Genomic DNA, 15,646 nt, shown 5'->3' on the forward strand with positions numbered 1-15,646 from the left:
ACTACTACTCCTTTCTGCCATCATTGTTCAGCTTCTCCTTTAGACGGGCCATTTCTCTTTCGAGTACGGTGGCCACGGTCTCTCCGGCCTGCACCGCATATTCCTGTCCCATCCGGCGCAAGTCGCTCAGGCTTTTGGCTTCAAGCTCCCAGTCGGACATCTTGTCTTCCAGACGGCCGAACATTTTGGGAACATCTCCGCCGCCAAAAGCGCCGGCTCTTTGATTCATGCGCTGCTGCAGCCGCAGCGACTCCATCCGTGCTGCATAGAACTGACGTTTGCTGTATACCGTCTGATACTCCATTTTGAGCTCGTTCAGCTGGGATTCCAGTTCGAAAAGTGATTGCTGACTCGTCTCCAGCAGCCCGCTGTATTGCTCCAGCTTTTCCTCGTGGATAATCTTCTCCTGCAATGCCAGCTTGGCCAGATGATCTTCGCCTGCCTTGAGTGCGAGGAGCGCCTGCTCTTCACGTTTGTTCCTCATGGCGGTGGCCTGATTCACCTGCTGCTGCAATTGCTTCGTATGAGAAGCGTACTGCTGGTACAGCCGCTCGGCCTCCCCGATCTCTTCACGGGTTGAATGTAGAAATTGATCAATTAGCTTCACCGGATCTTGGCTCTGTTCCAGGCGTTCATTCAAGTTGGCTACGGTGATGTCCCTCATTCTGCGAAAAACACTCATGATTTCCTGCTCCCTCCCTGCTTCTTAATAAGTATGGACTGTGTGTATTAGTATGTTCTGCTTTGTTTGCCCCTCAGTACCGAGATGCCCCACACTACCAGAGCAATACCCAGCAGCGGACCGATAATCCAGGAAAGCTTGGAGATCAGAGACATGACACCGATGAACAGCACCACCCAGCCGATAATCTTGCGGCCGCTCTTAATTCCGTAGTATCCGAGCACAACCAGCACTGCCGGGAACAGGATACCGAAGATTCCTGAAATCAAGTGAGGCAGAATGCCAAGCAGCATTACCGCTCCAATTACAATCAGCGCAATCGCAAGTCCGTTACCTTTGTTTCTTTGCATTTGTTATCACCGCCTTTCGCTGCTCTCTTTCTTATATCCTTATTCTAGGGCAATCCCGCATCTTTCAAAACAGACTGTGGACGGTTTTATGTACTGGACCTTAGTCGGGGATGGTTGCAGGACTGGAAGCGGCTATACATCCTGAATATAATCTATTGCTGCTTCCTGCAGATGCGGAGAAGTTCAGCTTCAGCGATGTAAGCAACAGCTCATGGATGTACAAATATGTAATGAAGATCGCTACACTGGGGTTTGCCGAGGGAGATACTGCCGGAAATTTCAATCCAAAAGCGCCACTTACTGCTTTGAGGACAAGAAGTTCAAGGTGAATTTCTACCATAGAGATGCCTTTTTATTGTCCGACGAATCAAGACTGCCCCGCCCCACTTGCAGGATATTCCAGGGTTGGCCATAATATTGGGAGAATACCTGATTACTAAAGGAGTCATGCCCATGAAGACACTACTCATCGTTGAAGATGATCAAAGCTTGAACAAGGGGATAGCCCTGTCACTGGCCCATAATGAATTGCATATAGAACAAGCCTATTCACTGGCAATGGCTGATCAGATTATCTCCTCCACCCAAATTGATCTCATTCTGCTGGATGTGAACCTTCCGGACGGAAGCGGACTGGATTACTGCGAAAGAATCCGCGGAACCTCGCAGGTACCGATTATCTTCCTGACGGCCAACGACATGGAACCGGATATTGTAACGGGGTTTGCTCTGGGGGCTGATGATTATATTACCAAACCGTTCAGTCTGATGATTCTGCGGGCCAGGGTAATGGCCGTCCTGAGAAGGAGTGATGCGCTTACCCATGAGAGGATCGTTGTAGGCCTGCTTGAATTTGATTTTGGCAAAATGGAGTACTTCAAGAACGGCCGACCGCTGCTGCTGAGCAAATCCGAACAGAAACTGCTGCGCATACTGGTAACGAATAGGGGAAACATTCTGACCCGTGAGCAGCTGATCGACAGAACGTGGAGCCAGGAGGCGGTATTCGTGGATGAGAATGCACTAACGGTAGCCATCAAAAGATTGCGGGCCAAGATCGAAGAAGAACCCTCTTCGCCTCAATATATCAAAACTGTATATGGTTTAGGGTATACATGGACAGAAGGTCCTGTTCTATGAAGAGACAAGAACGGCTTCCGCATAACCAATTGGTGAATGTGGCATTCGCTGCTGCTTTTACCATTCTGGTTCTGGTATATGTGACTTGTATTATATTGCTGGAGATCACCGGTTCATCGCTGCTTGGATTCTCTCTTCTATTCATGATCTGCATGCTAATCCTTGGAGTTGCCTGGTACCGGTCGCTCAGGAATATGGTCACTTCTTTCATGGGAAAGGTAGAGACATTGGTAGACAATGCTACTCACGGGCGTGAGCCCACCTATAATTATGAAGAAACCCTTCTCTCCTCCATAGAACATAAATTAATGCGGTACATAGAGATTGCAAGAGTGAACGGACAGAATCTGGAAACGGAAAAGAACAAAATTAAAGAACTGATCTCCGACATCTCCCACCAGACCAAAACGCCCTTATCCAATATTATGATCTACAGCCAGTTGCTTGAGGAAAGTCTGGTGAATGATGAACATACGCTTCAGCTTGCTGTACAAGTTAAAAAACAGTCGGAAAAACTCGACTGGCTGATCCAATCCCTGATCAAACTGTCCAGGCTGGAGACAGGCATGATCTCTTTGCGCATGGAGCCTTGTCCTGTGATCCGTGCGGTTTCTGAAGCAGTCTCCCAGATCCTCATCCAGGCAGAGAACAGCCGCATCACTATCAGTATAAACTGTGAACCTCACATCACAGCGTGCTACGACCCCAAATGGACAACCGAAGTGTTATCCAATCTGCTGGAGAATGCTGTGAAATATTCAGAACCAGGGGGCAGCATCCATATCACTGCGGAAGCGAATGAGATGTTTATACGCCTGGATATCGCAGATACCGGCTGTGGAATCTCCCAGGAAGAGCTGCCCCAAATCTTCAGGAGGTTCTACCGGGGAAAGAATGTGCGCGATGCAGAAGGTGTGGGAATTGGGCTCTTCCTGGCCCGGGAGATCATCACCGCTCAAGGCGGACATATGAAAGCTGCTTCTGTGCCCGGACAAGGCACTGTGTTCTCGATCTTCCTGCCGCTATTCTGAATATGTCCATTCCGTCAGATTTCAGACACTCCCCTGTTAGATTTGTCTGATACCTTGTAGATGTGGATACGAACATACGCACAGGAGGAAGATAACATGTCTATTCTACGAATAGAGAATCTCAAGAAATATTATGGAAAAGGAGAGCATACGGTCAAGGCCCTGGACGACGTGTCTATAAATGTAGAAAAAGGGGAGTTCGTGGCAATCGTAGGCACGAGCGGCAGCGGAAAAAGCACGCTGCTTCACATGCTCGGCGGTCTGGACCGGGCTACAGAGGGCAAGGTTTATGTCAACGGGCATGATATTTTTCAGATGAGTGATGAGAAGCTGACCATCTTCAGACGCCGTTCTGTAGGATTTGTCTTCCAGAGTTATAACCTGGTGCCGATCCTGAGTGTGCTGGCAAATATCGTCCTGCCCATTGAGCTTGACGGAGGCCAGATTGACCAGGAATATCTGAACCTGATTATCTCAAGTCTGGGGCTTCAGGAGAAAGTTGGTAACCTGCCTTCTGCGCTCTCCGGAGGCCAGCAGCAGCGTGTAGCTATCGCAAGAGCACTTGCTACCAAACCTTCCATTATTCTGGCCGATGAGCCCACCGGCAATCTGGACAGCAGGACCAGCCAGGAGGTACTTATCCTGCTGAAACAGCTCAGTGCCAAATTCGACCAGACCATTGTGATGATCACACACAACGAGAGCATTGCACAGATGGCGGACCGGATCATCCGCATTGAGGACGGCAGGCTTGCCTCGGGATCGACGCAGGCCCCCGGGGAGAGCCGGTTATGATCGCGACGAACAACCGGAAGACCATATTAAATCTGGCGATGGCTAGCCTGAGAGCCAACAGGCTGCGGAATCTGGCTGCCATCTGCGCCATTATACTGACTACACTGCTCATCACCTCCATTTTCACCATGGCTCTGAGCATTAACCAATCCATGCAATACGCACAGATGAAGACAGTCGGAAGTGACTTTCACGGAGGGTTTAAATATCTTAGCCCGGAACAAGTGGAGACGCTGCTGAAGCACCCTTCCATTAAACAATCCGCCCTCTCCCTTCATTCCGGCATATTGCATAATAAAGCATTCGACCAGGACCGGGTTGAGGTGCTGCAGGTTGACCAGAATTACGCTGATCACGGCTTCATAGAATTCGTTGAAGGGGGATTGCCTGCCGGAGAGAATGAGGTTGTCCTGAATACCTGGGTTCTGGGCAAGCTAGGGGTGCAGCCGGAGCTAGGGAAGGAAATCACGTTGCAGATCGATACCGGAGAACGGATCATTAACCGGAAATTCACCTTGTCGGGCTATTATGAAGCGGACAAGCAATTGGCGATGGCAGGGTTGGCTTTTGTGTCCAAGGCCTTTACCGATAAAAACCTCTCAGACATTGATCCCGTACAATCGAAGGAAAGCGGATCCTACGTAAACACCTCAGAACTGAGTGTCATGTTCAACAATTCATTTCATATTGAGAAAAAACTGAACAGGATTCTGGCTGATACGAGGATTACGGCTCCCATCGGGATCAATTGGGCATACTCCAGCGTATCTTTGGCGGACAATGTTGAGAATATCCTTCCATATGCCGCAGTTATCTTTATCATTATGCTTAGCGGCTACTTGCTTATTTACAATATTTTTTATATTTCAGTGATCCGGGATGTGAAGTTCTACGGCCTGCTGAAAATGATTGGCACCACCCCGAGACAACTGAGGAGAATCATCGCTATTCAAGCCAGGCTGCTGTACCTTATTGCCCTGCCGTTCGGCCTTGGCTCCGGCTATATGACCGGCAGATGGGTTACACCTCTGACTACTTCGCTATCAGGGGAGGTTAAAGGAAATTCTCTATCATCCAGTCCATGGATATTTGCAGGGGCAGCCCTCTTCTCCTTCCTGACCGTGTGGATCGCAGCGCATAAGCCAGGCCGGCTGGCAGCGGACATCGCTCCGGTGGAAGCCGTTAAATTCTCAGGCGTTCAGAATAGCGGAAAAAGAACCTTCAAGCCATCCAAGCATGGAGCCAGACTATACCGGATGTCGTTCTCCAACCTGTTCCGGAGCAAGAAGAAGCTGAGCCTGATGTTATCCTCGCTCTTCTTAAGCATTCTGCTATTTAATACGATATTTACGGTGATCTCCTCCATGGATGTCAATAAATATCTCAGTGCATATATTCATGGAGATTATATGATTCACAACAAGGGAATTATCCAGCAGGAGGGGGAACGCTCAGTCAATGAAACCGAGCTATCCGAGGAACTGTGTGCGAAGCTGAAGCATCTGGACGGTGTGGAAAGTATCGATAAAGTATATTATACCCTCTTCTCTTATCCTCCGGATGATTCCGTCCGTGCTTCAGCCGAGTCTTCAGCCACTCCTTCTGCCCTTCCCGCCAAAGTTCATACCCAGCTCTACGGGCTTGATTCCGGCTGGTACGATCTCGCAGATCAGGATATACTTGAAGGTCACTTTAACAGGGAACAATTCGATTCCGGAGATTACATACTGGTGGCGGAGACTCTTACAGGGCCAGGTGCTTATACAAGCTACTATCATCCCGGGGATACTATCAGCTATTCCGGATTAAAGAGGAGATACGAAGTGATGGCCGTGCTGAAATATAATGCTTTCTATGCAGCAACCAGTCAAACGTATTTCGGTAACGGCTACAATGCCTTTTTGCCTGCAGCCGAACTCCGGCAAGCCACTTTGGAGAGCGGGACTCCGGCAGACATCCTCTCGCTTACTCTGAATGCAGCCCCCGGCAAGCTTGATGAAACGGGGCAGCAGATCAGGGAGGCTATCCGCCCGCTGGATGCTCTGCAACTGAAATCAAGAGAAGATTACAGGAAGGAGTTAAGCGATAATATCCGTATTTTTCAGATTATAGGGTATGGACTGAGTCTCGTAATTGCACTTATTGGTCTGCTTAATTACATTAATTCTGTCCTGACCGGAGTGATCGCCCGCAGGCATGAATTTGCCGTTCTAGAGAGCATTGGAATGACCAAACAGCAGCTCAAACGTATGCTCGTCTACGAAGGCATGTACACCGTGCTTCTCACTGCGCTGCTTACCTCTACTATAGGTGTGCTGCTGACTTACTGCACCGCCAGGGGTATTGCCGCAGGGATGGCCTACATGGAATTCCGGATGATGTGGCTGCCGTTTATTCTGATCATCCCGATCCTGGCAATCCTCTCTTATCTCATCACTTTAAGCGCCTATAAGCCGCTCGCCCGCAGCCCGATCGTCGAAAGGCTCCGTGAAATGGAATAAAGGCATGCTGAAACAGCCGGATGCTCTGAAAGAGTAACGGCTGTTGATGGGTATAGGATAAGGCCGTTATTTGTTGAAGGCTTGCACAGCAAGGCTATCCAGAATTTCCTCACTGAGGAACGGGGCGAGGGGCAGGAGCGCTTTAACGCCTTCTTTTGTAGAAATAGCTACAGCAAGTTGGTCCAGTTGTTCGTCGCTTATAAATGGAGCGAGGTCTACCAGTGCCGCCGAACCTTCCTGCATCAAGACAGTCTCTGCAAGTTCATCCAGCATCTCATCACTTATAAATGGAGCGAATTCCACCAGTGCCTTCAGACCTTCTGCGGCATATACGAGCTTGGCCAGCTCGTCCAATGCTTCATCACTGACAAACGGGGCCAGCTTCAGCAAGGGCTCCATCCCTTCCCTTTCAAACACCTGCTTGGCGCATGAATCGAGAGTCTCTTCGCTTAAGAATGGTGCCAATGCCAGCAGATCCTCTATAGCCACCGCCTCCTTCACATGCTCAAATGCTTCACCAATCTGCTCGTTATGAAGGATTGGCGCAAGGTCCGAAAGCTCTCGAGCCGTTCCTTCCCCCCGTTGAAAATAATCTGTGCCGCCATGCCCCAGTACGCTCTCGATTATGCGGGAGCCCTTCCCTTGTTCTTCCCCGAGGATCTCATCGATCCCCACACCAAAGATTTCTGCCAGCTGCGGAAGCTTGGAGATATCCGGCATACTGTTGCCTCTCTCCCAATTGCTCACCGCCTGATAACTGATGCCCAGCTTGTCCGCAAGCCCCATTTGAGTCAGACCGGCCAGACCTCTTAATCTAACGATATTCCGGCCCACCTTTAACATATCAAACATACTTACCACTCCTTCTGCTAAGATGCTCTCAGTGTAGCGACTGCTGCTGCGGTTGTATATCAAGCGCTGCTTGAGTAGCCGCCGGCTGTGGCTTACTACGGAAAATAGTCACCAGAACCACAGCCCCGATAATGATCACGGCAGCGATCAGGGTGTTCAAGGTAAGCTGTTCTCCAACCAGTAGCCAGCCAAGCAACACAGCGACTACCGGATTAACGAAGGCATAGGTGGAGACGAGGGTAGCGTCAGCATTCTTAAGCAGCCAGATATAGGCTGTATAGCCGACAATGGAGCCGAAGGTGATCAGATAGGCCAGAGCCAGGTACGATCGCATAGAAATGCCGGACATATTAAGTGTGGACCAGTCGCCGGTAAAATAAGAGAATATCACCAGCAGCGCGCCTCCCGTTAGCATCTGCGCCGCTGTCGCCATCAAGGGTGAACCCGGCATGGTCGCGCTTCGGGAATACATGGACCCTACGGCCCAGCTGATGGAAGCTGCCAGCACGGTAATAATTCCGATCAGATCGGTAGCGGTGCCCGTCTCCCCCTTGCCCGGCTGGAAGACCAGTACAGCGATGCCGAGCAGTCCAAGTACAATTCCGGCGATGACTCCGGTATTCGGCCGTTTGCCGCCGCGTCCAAGCCAGCCCATCAGCATCATCCAGACGGGAACGGCTGCCACGATAAGCGAAGCGATGGAGGAAGAGACTCTTTGCTCTGACCAGGCCACAACCCCGTTACCCCCGAGCAGCAGCAAGGCGCCAACAATTGCGGAGGCGCGCCATTCACGCGTTACCGGACGCTTCGCTCCGCTTAATCTGGCTATGATATAAAGAACGACTCCTGCCGCAAAAAAGCGGACACCCGCCATCAGAAAAGGCGGCATCGTCTCGATGGCAATCTTCATGCCGACATAGGTACCTCCCCAAAATAAGTAAACAAATAATAGCGCAGTCCCTACTGCGTATACCGAATTGACTTTCGATTTCTGCTTCATGCAGCATCCTCCTTCTCTTCTGTTCTAAAATCTCATTATACTCTAAATATTCTACGAATCTGCTGTGTATCTCAATGTAAGCGGCTGCTCCTCATCAATTCCTATATTCGTTATATCTCCATCTTCAATGATGTTATTTATAAACAGCTTCCATTGGTTTGTTTGATTATTCTCTATCTTATCCACCTTAACTATTTGTCCTTTCTGATCCTTTTCAATTAGCATTCCCTGTTCAGCATGGTCTGAAATGGCCTGCAGTGCTTTCCAAACAGTAGGATTATCATCTACAATTTTAACGGTCTGTAGAAACAAAACCTCATCTTCATTGTAAATAACCACATTAACTTTTGTTTCCAAAGTACCTTGTCCTGTGTACTTTACGCCATGATACTCAGGAGAAATCCCATCCCCCTTTTTACTTCCACATGCTGTTATCGATAATGCAATGACCATTACCAACATTAATATAGTGTAGACCGGTTTTGTAAAATGCACTTTAGATTGAAACACTATTATTGCCCCCTCAAAGATAATATTCAGCTATTTGCTGTCCCTCGCTCATTCACTAAACCGGATTCGTTCCATCAGGCTCTCCTTGCTTAGGCGCCACTGCATATAGAAGGTAGTCCCTACTTGAACTGTAAAATAGGCGCATACTAGGGTCAGCATGGCTGCCATTGGCAATTGATACTGAACATAGCTCGCTGATTGCTTGAACATTCCCACGCCAAAGTATCCGGCAGGTATACCCAATGAAAAGGTGATTAACAAGCTGAACAGAATGACAATGAAACCTTCACCGCCTAGCTGCATGGTTAGTTGACTCCGTGACATGCCAATGGCTTCAACTAAACTAATTTCCCGCTTCCTAGCATACATACTGGTTAAATTAGAATTAATTAAGTTAAATATACTGATAATCAGCAATGCTGAAGTAAGGCTATTAGCCGCCAACTGGAGTACTTTCTTCATTCCATTGAACTCCTGATAGGTCTCCTGGAACGAAGTGAATGTTATTCTTCGATCAGCAGTTGCAATGCCTTTTAAATTCCGTTCCACTTCCCCTTGTTGTCCTTCATTAACTTGAACGCTAACCTGCTTGATACGCTGATCCAGATCCAATCGTTTAAACAGGTCCTGATGAGCAATAAGAACTCCTCCATCTGAAGAATTACCTTTATACGTAACATAGTTGGGCAATACACCAACAATAGTGAATACACGTTCTTTCTGTCCTTCGCCATACTTTGCCAATCGTATTTTATCTCCCACTTGGTACCCTCCATCTTCCGCGACCGCAATGAGATTATCACCATTTCTCAGTTCTGTAAGCATAGAATCATCTTTCCCTAGCCTCTTGAGTGTAATTTTCATTAAGGCATCATCGTAAGCATAAATATCCGTTCGAATTTCCGGGTTTTTCATACTCGCCAAGTCCTTGAGATGAAGGTTTGCATCCTGCTTGTTATAAGTCGAGACAGCATACATTTCTGTCATTATTTTTTCAATACCTGGAATATCACTAACTTGTTTAAGGATTTTCTCGTTTAACAAATCGAGTTGTTCGTCAGAGTCAAGGTTAGCAGCACTTAGTTTATAGTCTCCAGGCACCATACTTCCAGCCATATTATCAATATTCATACTACTGAAGATACTCCCTGTGACCACAAAAATAAAACCCGTCAGCGTAATGGATATTACAGTCACCCAGGTACGTTTACGATATCGAATAAGCTGTGCCGACACCAGGGAAAAACCGCTAATTGAATTTTTCAATTTGCTCTTGGTGTCGAGGCTTCTCTTTCCCAGGGGTTCAGCCGGATTATAACGAATCGCTGCAATCTCTGTAAGGCTTCCTACTTTTCTAGCAGGCATATAAACAGATAGCATAACGAGAATCAGACCCATAACAAAAACAGCACAAGCAATATAAGGGGACAATTCAACATATAATGCGGAGTTTCCACTAGCCGTATTTCCTAAGAAGGGAATGAATGCCGTGCTTCCCCCTCCCCCCAACAGAAGACCCATGGAGCTGCCCGCCAGTGAAATAATAAGCCCTTCTGTCAGGATCATGCTGCTTAGCTGCTTAGGAGTCATTCCTATCGCTTTCATCATGCCAAATAAACGGATCTGCTCGGATAGATATATATTGAAAATATTATAAATAACCATGGCTGCACTAATAACAATTACAAATACGACAACGGCTGCTTTCAAGATAGATACAGGATTCTGCTCATATGCGCCGCTATAACGCTCATTGATTTGGATCTGATCTTCTCTTAGCTTAGCTCCCTCACCAATTCTATGTGCCGTAGATGTGGCATTGAAGTCCGAATTTAAAAGAGCAAATATAACAATATCCGGGTTAGGACAATATTGCCTGGAAAGACTTTGAGAAATAAACATCAGACCAGCTCTAACCGTTTTACGTACGGCGATATCATCAACAATGCCCACCAGCTTAAAACTTTTTGTTATATGTTCCATTTTCCCTGCTCTCTTAATTTGTAAATCTAAGGGTATTACTTCTCCCAGCTTGGAGGGAAAGCCCATTTCCTCTATGACCCACTTATCCAGTACCATTTCGTCGTCCGTTACCGGGGCTCTCCCTTCCCTTAATTGAATCAGTCCTTCATTAATTCCCTCTATATAACTTATAGCCATATTAATATTCAATTTTTCAAACGTGTCCGATTTAACATTTTTACTGATATAGGAAACATAGTGCTTTTTTATCTTCGGATTATTCTCGATAGCTTGTTGCTGCTCCGGCAACAAATGCTCATACTGCACATGATAGGCACCTAGCTCATTAATCGCTTCCCGTTTACTCCGCTGGTCATTGGAATAGAAATAAGTCAGCACTACAAAAATCAAGGCTACGGCTAAAGCAACTGTACCTACAGTCAATACTGTCCTGCTTTTGTGATGACGTAAATTTTTTAGAGATACCTGGTGAACCGAAATCCTATTTTTCATTGTTCTACCTCTGCTGCAATGGAACCGTCTACTACCCGAACCGTCCGGTCTGCAAGCTTAGCCACTTCGTCATTATGCGTTACAACAATCAAAGTCTGATTATATTTCTCTACGGATAAACGCAGCAAATCCAAAACGTTATTGCTAGAACGGCTATCGAGATTTCCTGTGGGTTCATCTGCGAGCACAATAGCCGGTCTGGCTGCCAAAGCGCGTGCGATTGCTACCCTTTGCTGCTGCCCGCCAGACAATACTGTGGGCAGACTGGTCCGTTTTTCATAGATCCCCAAAGTATTTAATATATCTTCAATATAGCTAACCTCTGCCTTCTTTCCATCCAGCCCGATGGGTAAAATGATATTCTCCCACACATTAAGTGAGGGTACCAAATTAAAAGCCTGAAACACAAATCCGATCTGGCGGCGGCGAAATATGGCTAATGGACTCATTGGCATTGTATAAATGGAAGTCCCATTGATGATGACCTCCCCGCTTGTAGGTGCATCCAAGCCGCCAATGATGTGCATTAATGTACTTTTCCCTGCACCCGACTGCCCGACAATAGAAATAAACTCCCCTTTTGCCACAGCGAAATCCACATCATGAATGGCCTTCACTTGACTCTCTCCAGTGCCATAATATTTGCACAATTTCTTCCCTTGCAGAATCATATCGGCGCCTCCCTTTATATATGGATACAAAAATATCCTCCCCCAGGTTGTTCTCTAGGAAAGGATATCCAATAAATATCTATTTTTTATCAACTTTGATGCAGCATTATCCATACTTTCACACAGGCGCCGCCTGACTTATGGTTTGTTAGCTGAATACCGCCCCCCAGCTTCTCAGCCAGTACCTTGCAAATATTCAACCCCATGCCGTAATGGCTCTCCTCAGCTTCCGTCCTGCTAGTATAGAACGGAGTGGTAGCGAGCTTCAGATCCTGGCTGGAGAACCCTTTGCCATCATCACTGACTGTAATCGAAAAGAATCCCTTATCCATTTCAAATCGTACAGAAATCGTCTGACTCGCATAACGAAGGGAATTGGCAATTAAGTTTTCGTATATCCTGGTAACCATTCCTGTATCCATATACAAAGATGGTTCAGATATATGATTTTCAAATGAAAATTCCAGTGACTGTTCCCGTGCCAGAAATTCAGCTAAACTGCTTAGTTGTTCCAAAAAAACGGAAACCTCTACTTTGGTCCATGCTACCGAGATATCTTCGAGTTTTTGGGCCTCGCCCATAATTTGCACATAGTTCTCCAGCCGTAATATATGTGCGCTCATAGTTGATATCGTATCCAGCAGCTTCTCTTCGCTTATTTTATCTTCTGGCAGATATTTATTTAAAAAATCCGCGTAACCCCGCAGTACTGTCAGCGGTGTCCGCAAATCATGTGAAAAAGCTGCATTTAACTGTTTTCTATCCTCTATGGATCGCCACATCTGACGGTTATTATCCTCCAGCGCGGCTCTCATTCGCTCAAAAGACCCGCATAGCTGTCCCATCTCATCTTCACTAGCTTGCGGAATACGAAAGTTCAAGTCGTTGCCGGATATTTTTTGAGAAGCCTCGCGTAAAGTCCCAATCGGTTGTTTGAGTTTATTATGGTAAAACAACCAGGAGGCCGACAAGGTAGCCAGCCCAAAAAATATCAAAATGGACCAGGAGTCCAGAAAACTGCATAACTTAATAATTTGTTGATCTTTATACGAATAGTCTGTATTGAAGTCCTTCATATTGTAGATAATTGCCGGGTTCTCGATATCCGCTGAGGTGTAAGACGCATTATACTTCAGAAACATATTATTACGTATCTGGCCTACCCCAGTAATGGTAATCACACTAAGGAGTCCGGCAATAAGTACAAATATAAGCATATAGATCATAAATGTCACCCTGATGGATAAGTTACGAAAACCTTTTGTTAACCTACCCATTTATAGCCCACACCCCATACTGTTGAAATGTATACATGATCACTAATCTCAGTAAACTTAACCCGGATTCTTCTGATATGCTCTGCAACAACGGCGCTGTCTCCCTCATGCTCCAGGCCCCAGACCCTTTCAAAAATATGTTCCTTATCAAATACTTGACCGCTGTTCATGGATAATAATTCAATGATCCCAAATTCTTTCTTGGCAAAAGTTATTGGACATCCTTTGCAGTAAACCATTCTGGAAGAATAGTCTATTACTAAATCCTCTGAAAATTTGGTTTGTGTCTTAATGGATTGTCTCTGTTCACGGCGCAGATGTGCCTCCACCCTCGCTCCAAGCTCGTCAATGCTGAAGGGCTTCACAATATAATCGTCACCACCGGCGCGAAGGCCATTGATTTTATCAATTTCTTCTATTTTGGCGGTTAAGAATATAATAGGGCAGGATACATAATCCCGTATGCGGGCGCACACTTCAAGACCATTAATCTCCGGCATATTAATATCCAATAAAATAATGTCTGGACTATACGCTACCTTTTGCAAAGCCTCGGTTCCACTTCGTGCGGTTAAGACCTGATAACCATTGATCTCAAAATAATCTTGCAGCAGCTTAATAATATCCGCCTCATCATCAACGATCAAAATTTGATTGGTCATAGCTTATATTCCGCCCCTCCCCCCGGCAATTCCCCGCCGAAGATCTCCCCTTCCGCAAGTCCTGACACGAAGCGCTGCAGCCAGACGTAATATTCAGCTGCATGTCTCAGCTTCTCCAGATCTCTGAGGCAGGACTGCCGCTCCTCTTCGGGTGTGTCTGCTGCATGGGCCAGTGCCTGGAGGTCGGGGACCGCGGCTCCCATGGCTTCCTGCATCACATCGATCTCCCGCTGAAGCTTCAGGGTGAAGAAGTTCCGGAAGGCCTCGAAGAAGTCCGTCTCCGCTGCGTACAGCTCCTTCCGCTCACGCTTCTCCGGCAGCTTCGTTACCATCCGGGAGGCGATTAGGGAGCGGACACCGTAGCTCATGTTGCTTTTGCTCATATTCATTACCTGCTTCATTTCCTCCAGCGTCATTGGCTTGTCCTCAAAGAACATCACCCCGTACAGCTGTCCGAAGGAATAGTTCGCTCCATATAAATCCATGGTCTGTGCTATGGCATCAATCATCGGGCCGAGCAGTTGCTCCCGGGGTGAACGATGCGGGTTGTCCCCGCCAAATGCGGCCTGCTTCATCAGGTGGCACCTCATTTTCGGATAGAATCGTTCCCTCTACATTACACAATACTGAAGCTTTAAGGCAGTCATTCTACAAATTTTACACAAATTCCAACCGGGCTTTACTCCCGCTTGACCATAGGTCTGCTTCTTGAGTGTACAATTTTTTTTGAACAGAGGTGTTGTCCTCTGCATTATATCGCATCAAACAATGTGAATGGAATGGGGAATCCGGACGAAAATGACACGTTCAAAGTTTATCGGCGGCTTGAAGCCCGTGCTGTTCACCCTGCCGGCCATGATCCCGTTCGTCGTGTTCTGGCTCGCGCCGCTGCTGTATGTGCTGTATCTCAGCTTCACGGAATGGGATTTCATGAGCCCGGAGAAAACCTTTGTCGGCTTGCAGAATTATACCGATCTGCTCAGTAACCCGGCTTTTTACAAGGCGCTGAGGGTGACCGTCCTCTTCTGCCTCGGCAGTGTGCTGCCGGTAATCCTGCTCGGGCTGGGTCTGGCCCTCCTCATGAACAGAAAGCTGAAGGGCTCAGCCCTCTATCAGGTCCTGCTGTTCTCGCCTTGGGTGACGCCGACCGTCGCTGTGTCTATCGTCTGGTCCTGGATCTATCAGCCTGAAGCCGGACTTGCCAATGCTGTACTGAACGTCTTCGGCCTAGAGTCGATCGGCTGGCTGCAAGACCCCAAATGGGCATTAATCGGCGTCCTGCTGGTCACGATCTGGAAGTCGGTCGGCTGGGCAATGATCTTCTATCTGGTGGCGCTGCGCAATGTGCCCTCCGATCTGCTGGAAGCCGGAGAGCTGGATGGGGCAAGCCCGGTGCAAAAGTTCCTGCGGATCACACTGCCGCTTATCTCGCCAACCACCCTCTTCCTGTTCGTGGTTCAACTGATCTCGGCGCTTCAGGCCTATGATCAGATCAATGTGCTGACCCAAGGCGGTCCGTCAGGCTCCACCCGTACGCTGCTGTATCTGTATTATCAGTCCGCCTTTGAATCCTTCCAGATCGGAGAAGCTTCATCTGTAGCGGTTGTCCTGGTCTTGATCTGCATGCTGCTGTCGGTCCTCTCTTTCGGGATCAGCAAGCGGACTACTCATTATCAATAGAAGCTTCATTATTCACAAGG

General features: G+C 47.5%; 16 protein-coding genes. 6 read left to right on the forward strand and 10 right to left on the reverse strand.

Annotation, left to right across the window (positions count from 1 at the left end; all coding sequences use genetic code 11):
* Positions 1-4 precede the first annotated feature (4 nt).
* Both NST43_RS25995 and NST43_RS26000 read right to left on the reverse strand, forming a co-directional pair.
* Positions 5-682 carry a PspA/IM30 family protein gene (locus tag NST43_RS25995; RefSeq protein WP_209994096.1) on the reverse strand — a complete coding sequence of 226 codons (678 nt, stop codon included), beginning with the start codon at positions 680-682 and terminating at the stop codon, positions 5-7.
* Positions 683-729: 47 nt separating this feature from the next.
* A complete protein-coding gene (locus tag NST43_RS26000; protein ID WP_036731138.1) occupies positions 730-1,032 on the reverse strand; it encodes a hypothetical protein in 303 nt (100 codons plus the stop codon).
* 110 nt (positions 1,033-1,142) lie between these two features.
* On the opposite strand from NST43_RS26000, the gene NST43_RS26005 reads away from it, so the two are divergent.
* The 5 genes from NST43_RS26005 to NST43_RS26025 all read left to right on the forward strand — a co-directional run bounded on the left by NST43_RS26005 (position 1,143) and on the right by NST43_RS26025 (position 6,499).
* Complete coding sequence (locus NST43_RS26005) at positions 1,143-1,361, forward strand: S-layer homology domain-containing protein (RefSeq protein ID WP_339220224.1); 219 nt, start codon at positions 1,143-1,145, stop codon at positions 1,359-1,361.
* Between the two features lie 124 nt (positions 1,362-1,485).
* Complete coding sequence (locus NST43_RS26010; protein ID WP_209994098.1) at positions 1,486-2,172, forward strand: response regulator transcription factor; 687 nt, start codon at positions 1,486-1,488, stop codon at positions 2,170-2,172.
* The gene (locus NST43_RS26015) at positions 2,169-3,203 is read left to right on the forward strand and encodes a HAMP domain-containing sensor histidine kinase (RefSeq protein ID WP_339220226.1); all 1,035 of its coding nucleotides are present in this window, start codon (positions 2,169-2,171) and stop codon (positions 3,201-3,203) included. The genes NST43_RS26010 and NST43_RS26015 overlap by 4 nt, the downstream gene beginning before the upstream one ends.
* Before the next feature lie 96 nt (positions 3,204-3,299).
* Positions 3,300-3,998 carry an ABC transporter ATP-binding protein gene (locus NST43_RS26020; protein WP_209994100.1) on the forward strand — a complete coding sequence of 233 codons (699 nt, stop codon included), beginning with the start codon at positions 3,300-3,302 and terminating at the stop codon, positions 3,996-3,998.
* Positions 3,995-6,499 carry an FtsX-like permease family protein gene (locus NST43_RS26025; RefSeq protein WP_339220228.1) on the forward strand — a complete coding sequence of 835 codons (2,505 nt, stop codon included), beginning with the start codon at positions 3,995-3,997 and terminating at the stop codon, positions 6,497-6,499. Before NST43_RS26020 ends, NST43_RS26025 begins: the two co-directional genes overlap by 4 nt.
* A gap of 66 nt (positions 6,500-6,565) precedes the next feature.
* Here NST43_RS26025 and NST43_RS26030 read toward each other — a convergent pair whose 3' ends face one another.
* The 8 genes from NST43_RS26030 to NST43_RS26065 all read right to left on the reverse strand — a co-directional run bounded on the left by NST43_RS26030 (position 6,566) and on the right by NST43_RS26065 (position 14,521).
* Entirely contained in the window at positions 6,566-7,351 is a 786-nt protein-coding gene (locus NST43_RS26030) for a helix-turn-helix transcriptional regulator (RefSeq protein ID WP_339220230.1), read from the reverse strand.
* A 28-nt stretch (positions 7,352-7,379) separates the two neighbouring features.
* A complete protein-coding gene (locus tag NST43_RS26035; protein ID WP_339220232.1) occupies positions 7,380-8,351 on the reverse strand; it encodes an EamA family transporter in 972 nt (323 codons plus the stop codon).
* A gap of 51 nt (positions 8,352-8,402) precedes the next feature.
* Positions 8,403-8,861 (reverse strand): hypothetical protein, encoded by a 459-nt coding sequence (locus NST43_RS26040; protein ID WP_339220233.1) that lies wholly within the window; start codon positions 8,859-8,861, stop codon positions 8,403-8,405.
* Positions 8,862-8,909: 48 nt separating this feature from the next.
* Entirely contained in the window at positions 8,910-11,336 is a 2,427-nt protein-coding gene (locus NST43_RS26045; protein WP_339220235.1) for an ABC transporter permease, read from the reverse strand.
* Positions 11,333-12,007 carry an ABC transporter ATP-binding protein gene (locus tag NST43_RS26050; RefSeq protein ID WP_339220237.1) on the reverse strand — a complete coding sequence of 225 codons (675 nt, stop codon included), beginning with the start codon at positions 12,005-12,007 and terminating at the stop codon, positions 11,333-11,335. The genes NST43_RS26045 and NST43_RS26050 overlap by 4 nt, the downstream gene beginning before the upstream one ends.
* A gap of 89 nt (positions 12,008-12,096) precedes the next feature.
* Positions 12,097-13,233 (reverse strand): HAMP domain-containing sensor histidine kinase, encoded by a 1,137-nt coding sequence (locus NST43_RS26055; protein ID WP_339220239.1) that lies wholly within the window; start codon positions 13,231-13,233, stop codon positions 12,097-12,099.
* 38 nt (positions 13,234-13,271) lie between these two features.
* Positions 13,272-13,946, reverse strand: coding sequence for a response regulator transcription factor (locus NST43_RS26060; protein ID WP_339220241.1), 675 nt, complete (start codon positions 13,944-13,946; stop codon positions 13,272-13,274).
* On the reverse strand, positions 13,943-14,521 hold the full coding sequence (locus tag NST43_RS26065) for a transcriptional regulator (RefSeq protein WP_339220243.1): 579 nt from the start codon (positions 14,519-14,521) through the stop codon (positions 13,943-13,945). The genes NST43_RS26060 and NST43_RS26065 overlap by 4 nt, the downstream gene beginning before the upstream one ends.
* Before the next feature lie 223 nt (positions 14,522-14,744).
* Here NST43_RS26065 and NST43_RS26070 point away from each other — a divergent pair, with 223 nt between their 5' ends.
* The gene (locus tag NST43_RS26070; RefSeq protein ID WP_339220244.1) at positions 14,745-15,626 is read left to right on the forward strand and encodes a sugar ABC transporter permease; all 882 of its coding nucleotides are present in this window, start codon (positions 14,745-14,747) and stop codon (positions 15,624-15,626) included.
* The last annotated feature ends 20 nt before the right edge of the window (positions 15,627-15,646 follow it).

This window comes from Paenibacillus sp. FSL H8-0332, from assembly GCF_037963835.1.
Lineage (GTDB): Bacteria > Bacillota > Bacilli > Paenibacillales > Paenibacillaceae > Paenibacillus_AQ > Paenibacillus_AQ rhizoplanae.

Excerpts from the sequence above, each read along its gene's own strand:
- NST43_RS26000 (WP_036731138.1), bottom strand. The coding sequence starts at position 1,032 with ATGCAAAGAAACAAAGGTAACGGACTTGCGATTGCGCTGATTGTAATT.
- NST43_RS26005 (WP_339220224.1), top strand. The coding sequence starts at position 1,143 with ATGGTTGCAGGACTGGAAGCGGCTATACATCCTGAATATAATCTATTG.
- NST43_RS26015 (WP_339220226.1), top strand. The coding sequence starts at position 2,169 with ATGAAGAGACAAGAACGGCTTCCGCATAACCAATTGGTGAATGTGGCA.
- NST43_RS26030 (WP_339220230.1), bottom strand. The coding sequence starts at position 7,351 with ATGTTTGATATGTTAAAGGTGGGCCGGAATATCGTTAGATTAAGAGGT.
- NST43_RS26050 (WP_339220237.1), bottom strand. The coding sequence starts at position 12,007 with ATGATTCTGCAAGGGAAGAAATTGTGCAAATATTATGGCACTGGAGAG.
- NST43_RS26035 (WP_339220232.1), bottom strand. The coding sequence starts at position 8,351 with ATGAAGCAGAAATCGAAAGTCAATTCGGTATACGCAGTAGGGACTGCG.
- NST43_RS26045 (WP_339220235.1), bottom strand. The coding sequence starts at position 11,336 with ATGAAAAATAGGATTTCGGTTCACCAGGTATCTCTAAAAAATTTACGT.
- NST43_RS26065 (WP_339220243.1), bottom strand. The coding sequence starts at position 14,521 with ATGAAGCAGGCCGCATTTGGCGGGGACAACCCGCATCGTTCACCCCGG.
- NST43_RS26025 (WP_339220228.1), top strand. The coding sequence starts at position 3,995 with ATGATCGCGACGAACAACCGGAAGACCATATTAAATCTGGCGATGGCT.
- NST43_RS26055 (WP_339220239.1), bottom strand. The coding sequence starts at position 13,233 with ATGATCTATATGCTTATATTTGTACTTATTGCCGGACTCCTTAGTGTG.
- NST43_RS26070 (WP_339220244.1), top strand. The coding sequence starts at position 14,745 with ATGACACGTTCAAAGTTTATCGGCGGCTTGAAGCCCGTGCTGTTCACC.
- NST43_RS26020 (WP_209994100.1), top strand. The coding sequence starts at position 3,300 with ATGTCTATTCTACGAATAGAGAATCTCAAGAAATATTATGGAAAAGGA.
- NST43_RS26010 (WP_209994098.1), top strand. The coding sequence starts at position 1,486 with ATGAAGACACTACTCATCGTTGAAGATGATCAAAGCTTGAACAAGGGG.
- NST43_RS26060 (WP_339220241.1), bottom strand. The coding sequence starts at position 13,946 with ATGACCAATCAAATTTTGATCGTTGATGATGAGGCGGATATTATTAAG.
- NST43_RS25995 (WP_209994096.1), bottom strand. The coding sequence starts at position 682 with ATGAGTGTTTTTCGCAGAATGAGGGACATCACCGTAGCCAACTTGAAT.